The organism is Micromonospora sp. RP3T, from assembly GCF_003027925.1.
GTDB lineage: Bacteria > Actinomycetota > Actinomycetes > Mycobacteriales > Micromonosporaceae > Micromonospora.
Genome location: NZ_PYPS01000006.1, coordinates 13,951 through 29,578 on the forward strand (window position 1 = coordinate 13,951; position 15,628 = coordinate 29,578).

Consider the following 15,628-nt stretch of genomic DNA (forward strand, 5'->3'; position numbering starts at 1 on the left):
CGGCCGGGGACCGCGGTTTCCGGCCCGCGGGCGGGGGTAGGGCGGCCACCTGGCGACGAACACGAAGGCGTACCTGGTGGGCGGTCCCAGGGGCGGCAGCACCCAGGACGCGGGTGACCAGGCCCTGATGGAGATCGAGATCGACGGCATGATCCACCGCTACGTCAAGACCACGCAGCAGCACGGCGACGACGGTGTGGTCTACAACTACGACGGCATGGTGGCGCCCGGTGGGGGCGAGCCGGGGGTCGAGGAACCCGCCGCGCGGGTCGCCTCGCCGAAGGCCGACGCCGAGGAGCAGTGAGCCCTCAGCCCAACGGGCGACGGATGAACCGGGCGGCGCCGGGTAATGCGAGCGCCGTCCTGGTGGAGTGACGGCCGGCGTCGCGGCGTACCGCGACCGGGCCCGGGCGGGCGGCGGCACGCCGCCCGCCCGCGGCGAGCGCCCGCACATCCTCGTTGATCATGAAATCGGCATCGACTAGCGTGCGCCCACGTGAAACCGATGCGCATTTTCCCTGTCGTCCTGGCCTGCCTCGCGGCCACGGCGCTCACCGCCTGCGGCGGCGAGGGCACCTCGACGAACGCCGACGCCGCGGCGACCTCCACCGCCCCGACCCCGTCCGCCGCCCCCGCCACCCGCTCCGCCGCGCCCTCCTCGCCGGCCGCGGCGAACGCCGTCGGTGACCGGGAACTCTGCACGTCCGCGAAGAAGACCAGCGACGAGATGCGGGCGAAGCTGGTCACCGCGATGCAGTCCGGCGGCGACGCGAACACGCAGCTCGCGAAGATCATGACCGAGCTGGGACAGAAGGTCAGCGCGCTGACCAGGACCGCTGGTGACGGCGAGGCGGCCGCCGCCCTGCGCCGGTTCAGCGTGGAGGTCACCAAGGCCGCGGCGGCGCCGGACCCGGCCACCGCCGCCGACAACCCCGCGATGGCGAAGGCCGGCGAGGACTTCAACGCGGCCTGCAAGGCGGCCGGGGTCACCACCGTCTTCTGACCCGTCCGCGTGCGGGCCGTTCCCCGGGGGCGGCCCGACGTGTCGACGGACGACGCGCGGGCGGCGGCACCGAAGCCGACCGGCCCGCGCGTCCCGGACGTCAGTTGCCGGTGACCCAGTTCCAGGCCGAGACCACCCACTCGGTCTGCTGGAGGTAGGCCACCCCGACACCGGCCAGGAACAGCGCGGTGATCATGTGCGCGCCCCGCGCGCTGCGGCGCACCCGGCCGAGCTGCCGCTCCAGGATCAACCGGCCGAGCAGCCGGGCCAACGCGAACAGGCCGACGGCGGTGAGCAGGCTGAGCACGAACGTGAGCAGCGGGGCGACCAGGTTACCCCGGCCGGAGATCGCCCAGATGCCCCAGCAGACGAACGCGAACAGGGCACCCGCCGCGCTCCACTCCCCGCCCCGGCGGGCCTGGGCGAGGTGCCAGCTCATCGACCGGCGGGGCGTCGACGCGTCGGCCCAGTCACCGGACACCCCGTGCTCCACGGTGGGGAACTGTTCCGTCCGGGGCGTACGCGGCCGGCCGACCGCCGCCACCCCGCGCTGGAACGCGTCCCGCTGGGAAGGCACCACCCCCGGCTGGGGCGGCACCTCCACGGTGCGCTCCGCCCACGGCTGTGTCTGGTCCGCCATGCTTCGTCCTCCCCCTCGACCGACGTCCGCCTCCGCTGTCGAGGGTAGCCACCCGGCAAATAGGGTGCCGACCCCGACGGCGATGGGGTAGACACGGGCGATGACCGACGCGGTGGTGCCCCGGGCCGACGACTTCGACGAGATCGCCGCCTTCCTGGCGCTCTGCTTCCACGGCGACACCGACCCCGAGGTGCAGGAGGTCGAGCGCCCGATCTTCGAGCCGGAACGCTCCCTGCTGATCCGCGACGGCGGGACGGCGGTCGCGCACGCCGGCGCGTTCAGCCGCGACCTGGCCGTCCCGGGCGGGAGCGTACCGGCCGCGCACGTGAGCATGGTGGCGGTCGCCCCGACACACCGCCGTCGCGGCCTGCTCACCGGCCTGATGCGGCGGCAGTTGCGGGAGATCCGCGACGCCGGGCGGGAGCCGGTCGCGGTGCTCTGGGCCAGCGAGGGCCGCATCTATCCCCGCTTCGGCTACGGCTCGGCGGCGCAGCGGCTGATGCTGACCGCGGACACCACCGGGCTGCGGCTGCCCGCCCCGACGCCCGCCGAGGGCAGGCTGCGCCTGGACCGGCCGGCCCCGCACACCGACGAGCTGGCCCGACTGTACGAGCGGGCGCGCGCCGACCGCCCCGGCTGGTCCCGGCGGGACGAGCGCTGGTGGGCGTACGTGCTGTTGGACGCGAAGGGACGCCGGGGCGGCGCCACGGAGCGCCGGGTGCTGCTGCACCACGGGCCGGACGGGCTCGACGGCTATGCGCTCTACCGGACGAAGGAGGAGTGGGTCGGCGACGTCCCCCGGGGCGAGGTGCAGGTCGGCGAGGTGGTGGCCGTCACCCCGGAGGCGTCGCTGGCGCTGTGGCGGCTGCTGCTCTCGGTCGACCTGACCCGGCGGCTGTCGTTCCCGACCGCCGCCGTGGACGAGCCGCTGCTGCGCCTGGTGGACGAGCCGCGCCAACTGGCCCCGCAGCTCGCCGACGCGCTCTGGGTGCGGGTGGTGGACGTGCCGGCCGCGCTCGCCGCCCGGCGCTACGCCGCCGACGTGGACGTGGTGATCGAGGTCACCGACGAGCTGCTGCCGGAGAACACCGGCCGCTGGCGGCTGGTCGGCGGGCCGGCCGGCGCCGAGTGCACGGCCACCACCGCGCCGGCCGGGCTGGCCTGCGACGTCCGCGCGCTGGGCGAACTTCTGCTGGGCGGCACCACGCCGGCCGCGCTGGCCGCCGCCGGCCGGGTCCGCGAACTGCTCCCGGACACGCTGACCGCCGCCACCCCCGCCTTCACCTGGCACCGCGCCCCGTCCCCGATGGAGAACTTCTGACCCACCCGGTCCCGCCCCGGGTCGGCGATCATGAGGCTGGCGGTGCGGCGTGTCCGAATCGTCCCCGCAACTTCATGATCGTCCGGCGTGGACGCGGACGGACGAGGCCGGTGAGCGGCCCGGTTGGGCGGTACGGTCGGGGGGTGGGCGAGGCGGAGCGGCGGCGGCGGAGACTGCGGCATCACGGCGAGGCGATTGAGCCGTCGGCGGCCGGAGAGCTGAGCGCGACCACGGCCGCGGTCGACGACGACGTCACCCCCCGACCGCCGCGCGGAGTCACACGCGCCGAGCCGGAATCGTCGGACGACGGCTCCAGGGCGCCGCGCGGCGCCAGACGCGCCGAGCCGGAATCGTCGGACGACGGCTCCAGGGCGCCGCGCGGCGCCAGACGCGCCGAGCCGGAATCGTCGGACGACGGCTCCAGGGCGCCGCGCGGCGCCAGACGCGCCGAGCTGGAGTCGTCGGAGCCTCGCGGGCGTCGCGGCGCCCCGTCCGCCGACGACGGCGAACGGGGGCTACGTGGTCTCGTCGGCTCGGGGTCGTCGCAGGTGAGCGTCACCGCCGCGCTGCGGGCCCGGGACGCCGCCCGCCCCAGCGAGGACGACCTCGCCGCGGCCGAGGCGCGGGTGGTGCTGGTGCGCCGCAACTGGGTGCCCCGCGAGGACCTGCCGCGCGGCGGACGCTGACGACCGCTTGATGACGTGTGTCGCGCCGGGTTCCCGGCGCCCGGCCGGACGCGTCAGGCCGGCAGTTCGGGCAGCCGCCGGCTCTGCTCGTAGTCGGCCACCTGGGCGATGCGCCGGCTGTGCCGGGGATTGCCGGAGAACGCCGTCGTCAGGAACGCCTCGACCAGGGCGGTCGCCTCGTCCAGCGTGTGCTGTCGCGCGCCGATCGCGACCACGTTGGCGTCGTTGTGCTCCCGGGACAGCTGCGCGGTGTCGATGTTCCAGGCGAGCGCCGCCCGGACGCCGGCCACCTTGTTCGCGGCGATCTGCTCGCCGTTGCCGGACCCGCCGATCACCACGCCGAGGCTGCCCGGGTCGCCGACCACCCGGTCGCCGGTGTGCAGGCAGAACGCCGGGTAGTCGTCGTCCGGGTCGAAGGCGTGCGGACCCACGTCCACCACCTCGTAGCCCTGCTTGGCCAGATGGTTGGCCAGGTGCACCTTCAGCTCGAAACCGGCGTGGTCGGATCCCAGATAGACGCGCATACCGCGCAGTCTGACAGGCCCGCCCCCGGGCCGACGCGCGGGCGGCGACCCGGAGGCGGATTCGTCACACGGGTGCTCAGCGGGGCAGCTCGGCGACGACCAGGCCGGCCCGCGCCTTCGGGGTGAACCAGGTGCTCTTGCGCGGCATCTTCTCCCGGGCCAGGTTGACCGCGACGAAGTCGTCCACCGTCACCGGCGCCACCAGCACGGCCAGCTCGGCCCGGCCGGCGTCGACCTCACCGGTGAGCCAGCTCGCCGGGTAGTCGCCGCCCACGTACGTGATCCGCTTGTCGCCCGGGTCGAGGCCCAGCGCGTCGCGCAGCAGCAGCCGCTCGACGAGCGCGTGGTCGAGGTTCTCCAGCCGGCCGGCGGCGACGTGCGGCAGCGTCACCGCGTACCCCCGGCCGGCGAGGTGCAGGTGGACGGCGCCGCCGGTGGCCGGCACGCCGACCGGGCCGGCGGCCTCGGTGACCTCGGCGCCGGCGGCGCGGAGCCGGTCGAGCAGCTCGTCCGGGGTGGTGGTCAGCTCGCTGACCAGCCGGTTGTAGGGCTGGATGGCGACCGACGCGGGCGTGGTGACCACCGCGAGGAAGCGCGGGAAGCCGCCGGTCTGCGCGGCCAGGCTGCGGTGGTTGCCGTCGGCGACCACCAGCTCGCCGCCGCCGGCCAGCGCGGTCAGCTCGTCCTGCGCGGGGCCGGGGCCGACCAGCCAGATCGCGTGCGTCCGGCCGGACTGGTCGACGTCGGTGGCGGCGGGCGCACCGGCCGTCTCGGTCGCCGCCGCGAGCGCCGCGTGCAGCTCGTCGCCACGCCCGGTCTGGAGCAGGAGTACGGGTGAGAGCAGGTGGCCGACGGCCTCCGCCAGCGCGACGCGCTCCCGCACCTTGGCGATGAACACATCCTCGTTGCGGATCACCAGGCCCGGCTCGTCGGCGCGGGTGGAGATCTGGTCGGTGTCGACCATCGCCCACAGTCCGTACGCGTTCTCCTCCCCCGGCGCGCTGATCCGGTAGAGCACCACCACCTGCTCGGCCGGGGTGTAGCTGCCGTCCGCCTTGGCCTCGGCGAGGCGGGACACCGCGTCCGGGAGCGCGTCGAGGAAGGACTTCCCCAGGCTGCCCGGCGCCCGGTGGGGCATCTCGATGCCCAGGGCACTGTGCGGATTCGCTTCGACGATGGCGGTGATCTCCGCGTCGTCGGCGAACTCGTCGTAGTTCTGCGCGCCGGTGCCGCCAGTGGTGATCCAGGCCCGGGCGATCGGATGCACGACCGTCATGTCCGCTGACGCTACCCGCGCCCACCCCACCCCGGTCACCGGACTCGCCTCCTTCCACCAGGTGAAAGGAGGGGCCCCCGGTTAACGCCTCCGGTAGAGGCGGGGCCCCCGGTTAACAGTCAGGCGACGGGGTCGCGGTGGCGGCCGGGACCGGCCGGGCGACGGGGCGGCGCGGACGGGTGAGGGCCGGCGTTGAGGCGTACCGTCGTCGCGCCCGCAGCGGCCGGATGGCCGGCGGAGGAGCGGGCTGTCGCGCGGCCGGGGCGGGCCGCCTCCGGCGGAGTCATCCGCGAGGTGGCCACCACCCGGGCCACCCCGACCACGATCGGTGGAGCCAGCAGGTCGGCCAGTTCGGGCGGGCCGCCGGACCAGTCGCCCTCGGCCACCGACCAGTACGTCGCACCGGAGTCCTCGGCCGCCGCCGGCGGTACGTCGTCGGACAGGCGGCGGTGCTTACCCATGCGGAACGCCTCCAGGAACTGCCGGGTGCGGCGACGATCGGGCCGCCGGCGGGAACACCCGGTGAAACGAGCCCCGCACCGGCCCGGTGACGGGCGGCGCGGGGCTCGGCGCTGTTAAACGGGGCCCCCTGCTATGCCTGAGGCGTTAACAGGGGGCCCCTCCTTGCACCTCAGTCGAAGATGGGGGGCTGGGTGCGCGTGCGCTTGAGTTCGTAGAAGCCGGGGGTGGCACTGACCAGCAGCACGCCGTCCCAGAGCCGACCGGCGGCCTCGCCCTTCGGCGCCGGCGTGATCACCGGGCCGAAGAACGCGACCTGACCGCCGTCCGGGCCGGGCGCGTGCACCACGGGGGTGCCGACCTCGGTGCCGACCGGACGCATGCCGGCCTCGTGGCTGGCCCGCAGCGCGTCGTCGTACTGCGTCGACTCGGCGGCGTCGGCGAGCGCCGGGTCCAGCCCGACGTCGGTGAGCGCGCCGACCAGCATGTCCCGGCCCAGTTCCTCCTTGCCCAGGTGGATCCGGGTGCCCATCGCGGTGTAGAGCTTCGCCAGCTTCTCGGCGCCGTGCGCCTGCTCGACGGCGACGCACACCCGTACCGGGCCCCAGCCCTGGCGCATGATGTCCTGGTACTCCTCGGGCAGGTCCCGGCCTTCGTTGAGCACGGACAGACTCATCACGTGGAACCGGATGTCCACGTCCCGGACCTGCTCGACCTCGAGCAGCCAACGGGAGGTGATCCAGGCCCACGGGCAGAGCGGGTCGAACCACATGTCCGCGGTGACACGATCGGTCACGGTATTGTCCCTTCGCGTATTCCGCACCGCGCCGGCCTTCCGGCGCCTTCTCCTGTCGAGTCTGCACCCCGCACCGTATCGACACGCACCCGAATGAGAGCCTGACCTCGGCCGCCGAAGGGGGCGTCTGCATGGAAGACTCGGTTTCGGACCGCCCGTCACGAGCGGACGGGGAGGCCGGTGCCGCGGGGCGCGGCGAGACGACTGGGATGGAGACGAACAGTGCCGGGAGTGCGCAACCTGACCCAGGTCGAGGCGATCGAGCGGGCCCGCCTGCTCGAGGTGACCGGGTACGACATCAGCCTCGACCTGTCGACCGCCGTGCAGCCCACCGGCCGCACGTTCCGCTCGGTGACCGAGGTCCGGTTCCGCTGCGCCGAGCCGGGGGCGACCACGTTCATCGAGGCCGCCGCCGACACGGTGCGGTCGGCCACGCTGAACGGTGAGCCGGTCGACCTGTCCGACTGGTCCGCCGAGCAGGGCCTCACGCTGACCGGCCTGGCCGCCGAGAACGTCCTCGTGGTCGACGCCGACTTCGGTTACTCGAACAGTGGCCAGGGCCTGCACCGCACCGTCGACCCGGTCGACGGCGAGACCTACCTGTACAGCCAGTTCGAGACCGCCGACGCGCAGCGGGTCTTCGCCTGCTTCGACCAGCCCGACCTGAAGAGCGTCTACACCTGGCACGCCACCGTCCCGGACCACTGGAAGGTCGTGTCGAACATGCCGGTGGCCCGCGAGGAGGCCGCCGACGAGGGCATGAAGACGCTGCACTTCGCCCGCTCCGAGCGGATGAGCACCTACATCACCGCGCTGTGCGCCGGGCCGTACCACGAGGTGCGCCACTCCCACGACGGCATCGACATGGGCTACTTCTGCCGGGCCAGCATGGCGCCCCACCTCGACGCGGACGACCTGCACCTGATCACCACGCAGGGCTTCGACTTCTTCCAGGAGAAGTTCGGCGTGCGCTACCCGCTGCCCAAGTACGACCAGCTCTGGGTGCCGGACTTCAACGCCGGCGCGATGGAGAACTTCGGCTGCGTCACGCACGCCGAGTCGCACTACATCTTCCGCTCGCAGGTCACCGACTTCGAGTACGAGCAGCGCGCCAACACGATCCTGCACGAGCTGGCGCACATGTGGTTCGGTGACCTGGTCACCATGCGCTGGTGGAACGACCTGTGGCTGAACGAGTCGTTCGCCGAGTGGGCAAGCCACTGGTGCAACACCCACGCCACCCGCTTCACCGACGCCTGGACGACGTTCCTGTCGATCCGGAAGAACTGGGGCTACCGGCAGGACCAGCTCTCCTCCACCCACCCGGTCTACTGCGAGATGCCGGACCTGGAGGCGGTCGAGGTCAACTTCGACGGCATCACGTACGCCAAGGGCGCCAGCGTGCTCAAGCAGCTCGTCGCGTACGTGGGCGAGGAGCCGTTCCTGGCCGGCCTGCGCGCCTACTTCGGCAAGCACGCCTGGGGCAACGCCACCTTCGACGACCTGCTCTCCGAGCTGGAGGCGGCCTCCGGCCGGGAGCTGCGCAAGTTCGCCGCCCAGTGGCTGGAGACCGCACAGGTCAACACGCTGCGCCCGGACGTCGCCATCGGCGCCGACGGCGCGTACGAGCGGGTGGTGGTGCGGCAGGAGGCGCCGGCCGGGCACCCGACGCTGCGGACCCACCGGATCGGCGTGGGCCTCTACGACCTGACCGACGGCCGGCTGGTCCGGCGCGAGCTGGTCGAGGTGGACGTGACCGGCGAGCTGACCGAGCTGTCCGCGCTGCACGGCAAGCCCGCGGCCGACGTGCTGCTGCTCAACGACGAGGACCTCACCTACACCAAGCTGCGGCTGGACGAACGGTCCATGTCGACAGTGGTGCAGCACATCGCCGGTTTCGACTCGTCGCTGGCCCGGGCGCTGTGCTGGACGGCCGCCTGGGACATGACCCGGGACGCCGAGCTGTCGGCGCGCGACTACGTGGCGCTGGTGCTGGCCGGGCTGACCGCCGAGACCGACATCAACCTGGTGACCGCCACGCTGCGGCAGGCGTCCACCGCGCTCACGTTCTACGCCGACCCGGAGTGGGCGCCGACCGGCTGGGCCGACCTGGCCCGGACCGCGCGGACCGCGCTGGCCGCGGCGGAGCCGGGCAGCGGCTTCCAGCTCGCCTGGGCCCGGGCGTGCGCCTCCTCGGCCCGTTCCGGCGAGGACCTGGCGACGCTGCGTGGCTGGCTGGACGGCAGCGGGGTGCCGGCCGGCCTGACCGTCGACACCGAGCTGCGGTGGACCGTGCTCCAGTCGCTCGTCGCCAACGGCGCGGCCGGGGTCGCCGAGGTGGAGGCCGAGTTGGCGAGCGACCGCACCGCCAGCGGCGAGCGGGAGGCCGCGTACGCGTACGCGCTGGTGCCGACCGAGGCGAACAAGGCCGCGGTGTGGGCGCAGCTCACCGGCCCGGACGCGCTGCCCAACTGGCGCAACCGCGCGCTGTTGCAGGGCCTGACCCACCCGGCGCAGGTGCAGCTGACCGCGCCCTACCGGGAGCGTTACTTCGCCGCCGTCGACCAGGTGTGGGCGCAGCGGGACAGCGAGCCGGCGCAGGAGTTCGTGCAGCTCGCCTACCCGGCGTACCTGGTCGACGAGGACACCGTCGCGGCCACCGACGCGTGGCTGGCCCGTGACGGTCAGCCGGCGTCGCTGCGTCGGCTGGTGGCCGAGGGCCGCGACGGCGTGGTCCGCGCGTTGAAGGCCCGTGAGCGGGACGCCCGCAGCGCCTGAGCAGGGGTACGACGGCCGGGGCCGGCGTGGGTGGAAGCCCGCGCCGGCCCCGGCCCTTTATCGTGTACGGAGGAGGTGGACGTGATGGCACAACCGACCCACGAGTGGCATCCGCGTCAGCGGCCGTGGCAGGAGGAGGACCTGTCCGACCTTCCGGAGGACGCGAACCGCTACGAGATCATCGATGGCAGCCTGCACGTGACCCCACCGGCCTTGCCGGAGCACCACGAGATCGCGGACGACATCCGGATGGCCCTGCGACAGGCCGCACCGGAGGGCTGGCGGGTGATTCGCGAGATCGGGGTGCGAGTGCCCGAGGGCAACCTGATCCCGGACATCACGGTGCTCAAGCCGGATGCACCTCGGAAACAGATGTGGGCAGAACCGGCGAACGTCGCTCTGGTCATCGAGGTGGAATCGCCCAACAGTCGGCGGCACGACCGGTTCACCAAGCCTGCGCTCTACGCCGAGGCCGGCATCCCGCACTACTGGCGGGTCGAGCAGGGGGATTTCGGCCCGGTGGTCTACCGCTACCACCTGGTCAAGGGGGTGCACTACGACCTGGTCGGGACTCTCGGCCCTGACGATCCGGTGCACATCGACGAGCCATGGCCGATGCGCCTGGACCCCTCCGCCTGGCCCCGCTGAGCCCACGAGAAAGCCCGGCCCACGCGTACGTGGGCCGGGCTTCGTCGTGCGTGCCGGGCTGCGCTCAGCCCTTGCCGGCGTGGCTGGCGAGCTGGTCGAGGCCCTGGATGACGCCGCCGGCCAGGTCGCCGCCGCCGAAGGACGCCACCATGGAGAGCGCGGCCAGCTTCGCGTACGTGTCCGGGATGCGCTTGCGGGCGTACTTGCCGGTGACGATCTCCAGCTGCCGCTGGTTGGGCGACACCGCGATCAGCACCGACTTGTCCGGCTCGGCGAGCTGCCGGTGCAGCCGCTCGGCGTGCTCCCGGATCGGCTCGTCGAGGCCGCCCACGTAGACCGAGAAGACCAGGCCGGTGCCCTGGTCGGCCAGGCGGAGCGCCTCGTCGATGCGGAGCAGCTGCCGGGTCGAGAACGGCCCGTCCAGCACGTCGGGCGGGGTGCCCGTCCCGGTCGTGGGCCGCGCTTCACCAACGGTCACTTGCGCCTCCGGTTCCACCGGCCGGCGCCTCCCGGCCGGCCTGCTCCTGCTTGTGGCTGGTCAGCGCCGGCGCCTGCGCGCCGGCGGTCAGCGCGGTGCCGGCCGAGTCGGCCAGCTGCTCCGGGCGGCCCAGGAACCAGACCGGAGTGAAGTCGAAGGGCCGGCCCGGCCGGTAGCGCTTGGCGCCGCCACCGTGGCCACGGCTGCCGGCGGCCGCCAGACCGGCGATCACCAGCACCGCGGCGACCGGGATGCCGACGAAGACCACCAACGTCTCGGTAACAGACAATCCCAACGCCCCCAGGCGGAAGAGAGACCAGGAATGTTCCGGGTCGGGTGGACGGTCACGACGGGCCGCGCCCGACCTCGCTTGTGATGTTCACGTTAGCGGAGTCGACGGCCCGCCAGATTGCGGGGTGCTGATCCCACCCGCCACAGCAGTGCTCCAGTTGCGCGGCAGTGGCGATCAGCGTGGCGTCGTCGCCGTACCGGCCGGTGAGCAGCACCCCGACCGGCAGGCCCTCGGCGGTCCGGCCGACCGGCAGCGAAACGGACGGGTCGCCGGTGACGTTGAAGACCGCGCAGTACGGCGAGAAACGCCGCTGCCTGTCGAAATCCGTTGCCGGGTCGAGCGCGGCGAACGCGCCGACCGGCGCCTGCGGGGCCGTCAGCGTGGGGCAGAGCAGCAGGTCGCAGCCGGCGGTCCGGCGCGCGCCCCGGCGCACCTGGGCCTGGAGTTCGCCGAGCGCGGCCATCAGTCGGGCGGCGCCGATCGCCTCGCCCCGCTCGCGCAGGAACCGGGTCAGCGGCAGCAGCTCACCAGTCCGACCGGCCGGGACGGGGGCGAGCGCCAGCGCGTACCAGACGGTCTCGAACATCGGCCACGCCTCCGGGCCGAGCGGCGCGGGAACCTCGACCACGTCGTGGCCGGCGTCGGCGAGCAGCGCGGCGGCCCGGTCGACGGCGGCCACGCAGTCGGGGTGGACCGGCTCGTCGGCGAGCATCCCGGTGGTGAAACAGCCGATCCGCAGCCGGCCGGGCCGGGCGGCGCGGGCGGCGCCGAGATAGCCGCCGGCGGGCGCGGCGGGCGGCAGGTAGGGCTCGCCGGGCACCGGTTGCGCCAGCACGTCGAGCAGCGCCGCCACGTCGGCGACGGTGCGGCCGAGCGGGCCGTTGGTGGGCAGCCCGAACGCGCCGAAGCCGAGCGGGCCGCCGGAGACCAGGCCCCGGCTGGGCTTGTGGCCGACCAGGCCGCAGAGCGCGGCCGGGATGCGCAGCGAGCCGCCGCCGTCGGAGCCCTGCGCGACCGGCACCAGGCCGGCGGCGACCGCGGCCGCCGCGCCGCCGCTGGATCCACCCGCGGTGTACGCCAGGTCCCACGGGTTGCGGGCCGGCGGCGCGACCCGCCCCTCGGAGTAGAGCGAGCAGCCCAGCTCGGAGGTGGTGGTCTTGCCGAGGCTGACCAGCCCGGCACCGGCCAGGAAGCGCACCACGTCGGCGTCGACGGGCGGGACGAAGTCGGCGAACGCGGCCGAGCCGAACGTGGTCCGGACGCCGGCGGTCAGCGTGAGGTCCTTGATCGCGGTCGGCACCCCGTGCAGCGGCCCGCGCGCCTCCGTCGGCACGGCGTCGGCGGCCCGCGCGGCGGCGCGGGCGCGCTCGGCGGTGACCGTGACGAACGCGCCGACGGTGTCGCCGAGCGCGTCGACCCGGCGCAGGTGGTGCTCGACCAGTTCCACGCTGGACAGTTCGCCCCGGCGGATCGTGGCGGCCTGCTCCAGCGCGGTCAGGTCGTGCGGCTCGGCCATGACCACCATCCTGCCCGCTCGGTGGTGGGTTCGCCGGTCGACACGTCCGGCGGCGGGTGGCTCGGCCCCATATCCGGCCGGCATGACCGAGCCGGGATTGCCGCCGGGCCGGGTGGCGGGCGCACGATCGATCCATCGTTAACCTTCGATCGATACCACCACCTCAGGAGCCCGCCGTGCGATCCGTACCCGACTCGCCGACCGTCCCGCCCCGGCGCGGGATCCACCACGTCCTCCGTACGCTGCTCGCCCTCGCCCTGGCCGCCGCCGGGCTCACCGCGCTGCCCGCCGCGCCGGCCGGGGCCCGCGACGGCGCCCCGCTCGCCGCGCTGGCCGCGAACCCCTACGAGCGGGGTCCCGCGCCCACGGTGGCCAGCATCGAGGCCACCCGGGGGCCGTTCGCCATCGCCCAGACCACTGTCGCCGCGTCGGCCGTGAGCGGATTCCGGGGTGGCACGATCTACTACCCGACCAGCACCGCCGAGGGCACGTTCGGCGCGGTGGCCGTCTCCCCCGGGTTCACCGCCAGCCAGTCCTCGGTCGCCTGGCTCGGACCGCGCCTGGCCTCCCAGGGCTTCGTGGTCATCACCATCGACACGCTCTCCGTCTACGACCAGCCGGCCAGCCGGGGCACCCAACTCCTGGCCGCCCTGGACTACCTGACCGCCACCAGCGCGGTACGGACCCGGATCGACCGCAACCGGCTCGCGGTGATGGGGCACTCGATGGGCGGCGGCGGCAGCCTGTCCGCGGCCAACACCCGCCCCACGCTCCAGGCGGCGATCCCGCTGACCGGTTGGCACACCGTGAAGAACTGGTCGTCGGTACGCGTGCCGACGCTCGTCGTCGGCGCCGAGAACGACACGGTGGCGCCGGTGGCGTCGCACTCGGAGCCGTTCTACACCAGCCTGCCGGCCACCCTAAACAAGGCGTACCTGGAGCTGAACGCGGCCAGCCACTCCGCGCCGACCTCGCCGAACGTGACGGTCGCGAAGTACAGCATCTCCTGGCTCAAGCGGTTCGTCGACGACGACACCCGCTACGAGCAGTTCCTCTGCCCGGCGCCCCGGGGCAGCGCCATCGAGGAGTACCGCGACACCTGCCCGCACTCCTGACCGGACCCCGTCGGAAGCTTTGGGTGCGTTTCTCGTCGCCCCAGCGACAACAGACGCACCCAAAGCCGTCAGGACCGCCCGAGCCGAGTCACCGGCCGAGGAAGCGCAGGGCGTTGCCGCCCAGCAGCGCGGTCCGCTGCGCGTCGGTGAGGAAGTCGGACCGGTGCACCACCTGCCCGACCGGCCGCTCCCCCAGCGGGTACGGGTAGTCGCTGCCGAGCAGCACCCGGTCGACGCCCATGGTGTCCACCAGCAGCCGCAACGCGGCGGGCTCGAACACCACCGAGTCGACGCTGAACCGGTCGACGTACGAGCTGGGCGGCGCGGCGGACGCGCCGCGTACCAGGTCGCCGCGGCGGTGCCAGGCGTTGTCGGCGCGGCCCAGCCAGAACGGGAAGCTGCCGCCGCCGTGCGCGAAGCAGATCCGCAGCGTCTCCGGCACCCGGTCGAACACGCCGCCGAGGATCAACGCCAGCACCGACAGGTGCGTCTCCGCCGGCATGCCGGTCAGCCAGCGGGCCATCCACCGATTCAGGCGGGGCCCGCCGGGCATGTCCCACGGGTGCACGAAGACCGGCGCGCCGACCTCGGCGCAGTGGGTCAGGAACGCCACGATGCCGGCGTCGTCGAGGTCCCGGTCGCCGACGTGGTTGCCGATCTCCACCCCGGCGTGCCCGGCCGCGAGGCAGCGGTCCAGCTCGGCACAGGCGGCGTCCGGGTCCTGCAACGGCACCTGGCAGAACGGCACCAGCCGGTCCCCACCGGCGGCGGTGACCTCCAGCGTGAGGTCGTTGAAGATCCGGGCCACCTTGACCGCCTGGTCGGCCGGGCGGTCGTAGCCGAAGAAGACCGGGGTCGGTGAGACGACCTGGACGTCGACGCCGTCGGTGGTCATGTCGGCGAGCCGGGTGGGCGCGTCCCAGCACGCCGCGCCGACCGGCCGGAACTCCGTCTCCCCCACCATGATCATGGCGGCGCGCTCGGAGTCCACCCGCAACCAGGGCCAACCGGACCCGCCGCAGGCCGCGTCGAGGTCCGGCCACCCCTTCGGTACGACGTGCGTGTGCACGTCGACGACCGGCACCGGCATCAGCCCTTGCCCGGGTGCAGCGCGCCGCAGTTGTCGCAGGTGCGGGCCTTCTCGTCGGCGTAGAACGCGGCGAAGACCGGGGGCAGGTCGGCGGCGATGTCGCGCACCTGCAACTCGACCTCGTGCACCTTGTGGCTGCACTCGGCGCAGTACCACTGGAACTTCTCCAGCGTGCCCTCCTCGCGGACCCGCTCGATCACCATGCCGATCGAACCGGCCTCCGGACGCTGCGGCGAGTGCGGGGTGTTACGCGGCAGCATCCACATCTGACCCTCGCGCACGTGCACCGTACGCGGCCCCTCGGGCGTCATCAGGTTGATGTGCATGTTGCCCTTGACCTGGTAGAAGAACTCCTCGTACGGGTCGACGTGGAAGTCGGTGCGCTGGTTCGGCCCGCCCACCACCATGACGATGAAGTCGTCGCTGCCGGGCAGCATCTCCTTGTTGCCCACCGGGGGCTTGAGCAGGTGCTGGTTCTCACCGATCCAGCCGGAGAAGCTGAACGGCTCGGCGATCTCACTCATGGGAACCTCCCGACGGAAGTAGGGCGACGGCCTGCATCTCGATCAGCAGGTGCGGGTGCGGGAGCTGGTGCACGGCCACCGTGGTCCGGGTCGGCCCGGCGGCGTCGAAGAACTCCGCCCACACCTCGTTGTAGCCGCCGAAGTCGTTCATGTTGACCAGGTAGCTGGTGACCTGCACGAGGTCGGTCAGTTCCGCGCCCACCGACCGGAGCAGGTCGCGGATGTTCTCGACCACGGCCCGGGTCTGCGCCCGGATGTCCAGGTCGGTGGTGCCGAACTCGTCCACCGACACACCGGCGAACGTGTTGTCCGGCCGGCGCGACGACGTACCGGAGACGAAGACGAACCCGCCCGCCACCTTGACGTGCGGGAACGCGCCGCGCGGCACGGCCTTCCCGGCGACGACGAGCCCACGACCACTCATGACCCACCACCCCGGGACGACGACGCGGACGACGACCACGACGGGGTTCCGGGCAGCC

The 15,628-nt window shown here is 73.5% G+C and carries 18 protein-coding genes and 1 pseudogene; 7 read left to right on the forward strand and 12 right to left on the reverse strand.

The genetic code is table 11. From position 1 onward, the window contains the following. The first annotated feature begins 76 nt into the window (after positions 1-76). On the forward strand, positions 77-304 hold the full coding sequence (locus tag C8054_RS06980; protein WP_107155912.1) for a hypothetical protein: 228 nt from the start codon (positions 77-79) through the stop codon (positions 302-304). A gap of 4 nt (positions 305-308) precedes the next feature. Here C8054_RS06980 and C8054_RS31945 read toward each other — a convergent pair whose 3' ends face one another. Further along, the gene (locus C8054_RS31945; RefSeq protein ID WP_158273813.1) at positions 309-467 is read right to left on the reverse strand and encodes a hypothetical protein; all 159 of its coding nucleotides are present in this window, start codon (positions 465-467) and stop codon (positions 309-311) included. 38 nt (positions 468-505) lie between these two features. Between C8054_RS31945 and C8054_RS06985 the strand changes: the two genes are divergently transcribed. After that, on the forward strand, positions 506-1,003 hold the full coding sequence (locus C8054_RS06985; protein WP_233219524.1) for a hypothetical protein: 498 nt from the start codon (positions 506-508) through the stop codon (positions 1,001-1,003). Positions 1,004-1,103: 100 nt separating this feature from the next. Here C8054_RS06985 and C8054_RS06990 read toward each other — a convergent pair whose 3' ends face one another. Continuing rightward, complete coding sequence (locus C8054_RS06990) at positions 1,104-1,643, reverse strand: hypothetical protein (protein ID WP_107155914.1); 540 nt, start codon at positions 1,641-1,643, stop codon at positions 1,104-1,106. Between the two features lie 100 nt (positions 1,644-1,743). Between C8054_RS06990 and C8054_RS06995 the strand changes: the two genes are divergently transcribed. After that, complete coding sequence (locus C8054_RS06995) at positions 1,744-2,964, forward strand: GNAT family N-acetyltransferase (protein ID WP_107155915.1); 1,221 nt, start codon at positions 1,744-1,746, stop codon at positions 2,962-2,964. Positions 2,965-3,434: 470 nt separating this feature from the next. Continuing rightward, positions 3,435-3,650: pseudogene (locus C8054_RS32575) on the forward strand (hypothetical protein); the annotation flags it as partial. A 53-nt stretch (positions 3,651-3,703) separates the two neighbouring features. Here the strand turns inward: C8054_RS32575 and C8054_RS07005 are convergent. The 4 genes from C8054_RS07005 to C8054_RS07020 all read right to left on the reverse strand — a co-directional run bounded on the left by C8054_RS07005 (position 3,704) and on the right by C8054_RS07020 (position 6,705). Further along, positions 3,704-4,174 carry a ribose-5-phosphate isomerase gene (locus tag C8054_RS07005; protein WP_107155917.1) on the reverse strand — a complete coding sequence of 157 codons (471 nt, stop codon included), beginning with the start codon at positions 4,172-4,174 and terminating at the stop codon, positions 3,704-3,706. A gap of 76 nt (positions 4,175-4,250) precedes the next feature. Then, positions 4,251-5,450, reverse strand: coding sequence for a DUF1015 family protein (locus C8054_RS07010; RefSeq protein WP_107155918.1), 1,200 nt, complete (start codon positions 5,448-5,450; stop codon positions 4,251-4,253). 119 nt (positions 5,451-5,569) lie between these two features. Beyond that, complete coding sequence (locus tag C8054_RS07015; protein WP_107155919.1) at positions 5,570-5,911, reverse strand: hypothetical protein; 342 nt, start codon at positions 5,909-5,911, stop codon at positions 5,570-5,572. A 170-nt stretch (positions 5,912-6,081) separates the two neighbouring features. After that, positions 6,082-6,705, reverse strand: coding sequence for a disulfide bond formation protein DsbA (locus tag C8054_RS07020; protein ID WP_107155920.1), 624 nt, complete (start codon positions 6,703-6,705; stop codon positions 6,082-6,084). Between the two features lie 231 nt (positions 6,706-6,936). Here C8054_RS07020 and pepN point away from each other — a divergent pair, with 231 nt between their 5' ends. Together pepN and C8054_RS07030 are read left to right on the forward strand one after the other, a co-directional pair. Continuing rightward, positions 6,937-9,483, forward strand: a complete 2,547-nt coding sequence (gene pepN, locus C8054_RS07025) for an aminopeptidase N (protein WP_199199584.1) — start codon at positions 6,937-6,939, stop codon at positions 9,481-9,483. An 84-nt stretch (positions 9,484-9,567) separates the two neighbouring features. Then, entirely contained in the window at positions 9,568-10,131 is a 564-nt protein-coding gene (locus tag C8054_RS07030) for a Uma2 family endonuclease (RefSeq protein ID WP_107156069.1), read from the forward strand. 64 nt (positions 10,132-10,195) lie between these two features. Here C8054_RS07030 and C8054_RS07035 read toward each other — a convergent pair whose 3' ends face one another. The 3 genes from C8054_RS07035 to C8054_RS07045 form a co-directional block, all read right to left on the reverse strand. Then, the gene (locus C8054_RS07035; RefSeq protein WP_107155922.1) at positions 10,196-10,609 is read right to left on the reverse strand and encodes a DUF5130 family protein; all 414 of its coding nucleotides are present in this window, start codon (positions 10,607-10,609) and stop codon (positions 10,196-10,198) included. After that, positions 10,596-10,880 carry a hypothetical protein gene (locus C8054_RS07040; protein WP_107155923.1) on the reverse strand — a complete coding sequence of 95 codons (285 nt, stop codon included), beginning with the start codon at positions 10,878-10,880 and terminating at the stop codon, positions 10,596-10,598. Before C8054_RS07040 ends, C8054_RS07035 begins: the two co-directional genes overlap by 14 nt. 73 nt (positions 10,881-10,953) lie before the next feature. Beyond that, positions 10,954-12,417 carry an amidase gene (locus C8054_RS07045; RefSeq protein WP_107156070.1) on the reverse strand — a complete coding sequence of 488 codons (1,464 nt, stop codon included), beginning with the start codon at positions 12,415-12,417 and terminating at the stop codon, positions 10,954-10,956. A gap of 176 nt (positions 12,418-12,593) precedes the next feature. Here C8054_RS07045 and C8054_RS07050 point away from each other — a divergent pair, with 176 nt between their 5' ends. Then, a complete protein-coding gene (locus C8054_RS07050; RefSeq protein WP_199199586.1) occupies positions 12,594-13,532 on the forward strand; it encodes a dienelactone hydrolase family protein in 939 nt (312 codons plus the stop codon). An 88-nt stretch (positions 13,533-13,620) separates the two neighbouring features. On the opposite strand, the gene C8054_RS07055 is transcribed toward C8054_RS07050, so the two are convergent. From C8054_RS07055 to C8054_RS07065, 3 genes are read right to left on the reverse strand one after another with little or no spacing between them, the layout of a single operon-like run. After that, on the reverse strand, positions 13,621-14,622 hold the full coding sequence (locus C8054_RS07055; protein ID WP_107155924.1) for an amidohydrolase family protein: 1,002 nt from the start codon (positions 14,620-14,622) through the stop codon (positions 13,621-13,623). Beyond that, positions 14,622-15,146 carry a 3-hydroxyanthranilate 3,4-dioxygenase gene (locus C8054_RS07060; RefSeq protein ID WP_107155925.1) on the reverse strand — a complete coding sequence of 175 codons (525 nt, stop codon included), beginning with the start codon at positions 15,144-15,146 and terminating at the stop codon, positions 14,622-14,624. Before C8054_RS07060 ends, C8054_RS07055 begins: the two co-directional genes overlap by 1 nt. After that, positions 15,139-15,570 carry a RidA family protein gene (locus C8054_RS07065; RefSeq protein WP_107155926.1) on the reverse strand — a complete coding sequence of 144 codons (432 nt, stop codon included), beginning with the start codon at positions 15,568-15,570 and terminating at the stop codon, positions 15,139-15,141. Before C8054_RS07065 ends, C8054_RS07060 begins: the two co-directional genes overlap by 8 nt. Positions 15,571-15,628 lie beyond the last annotated feature (58 nt).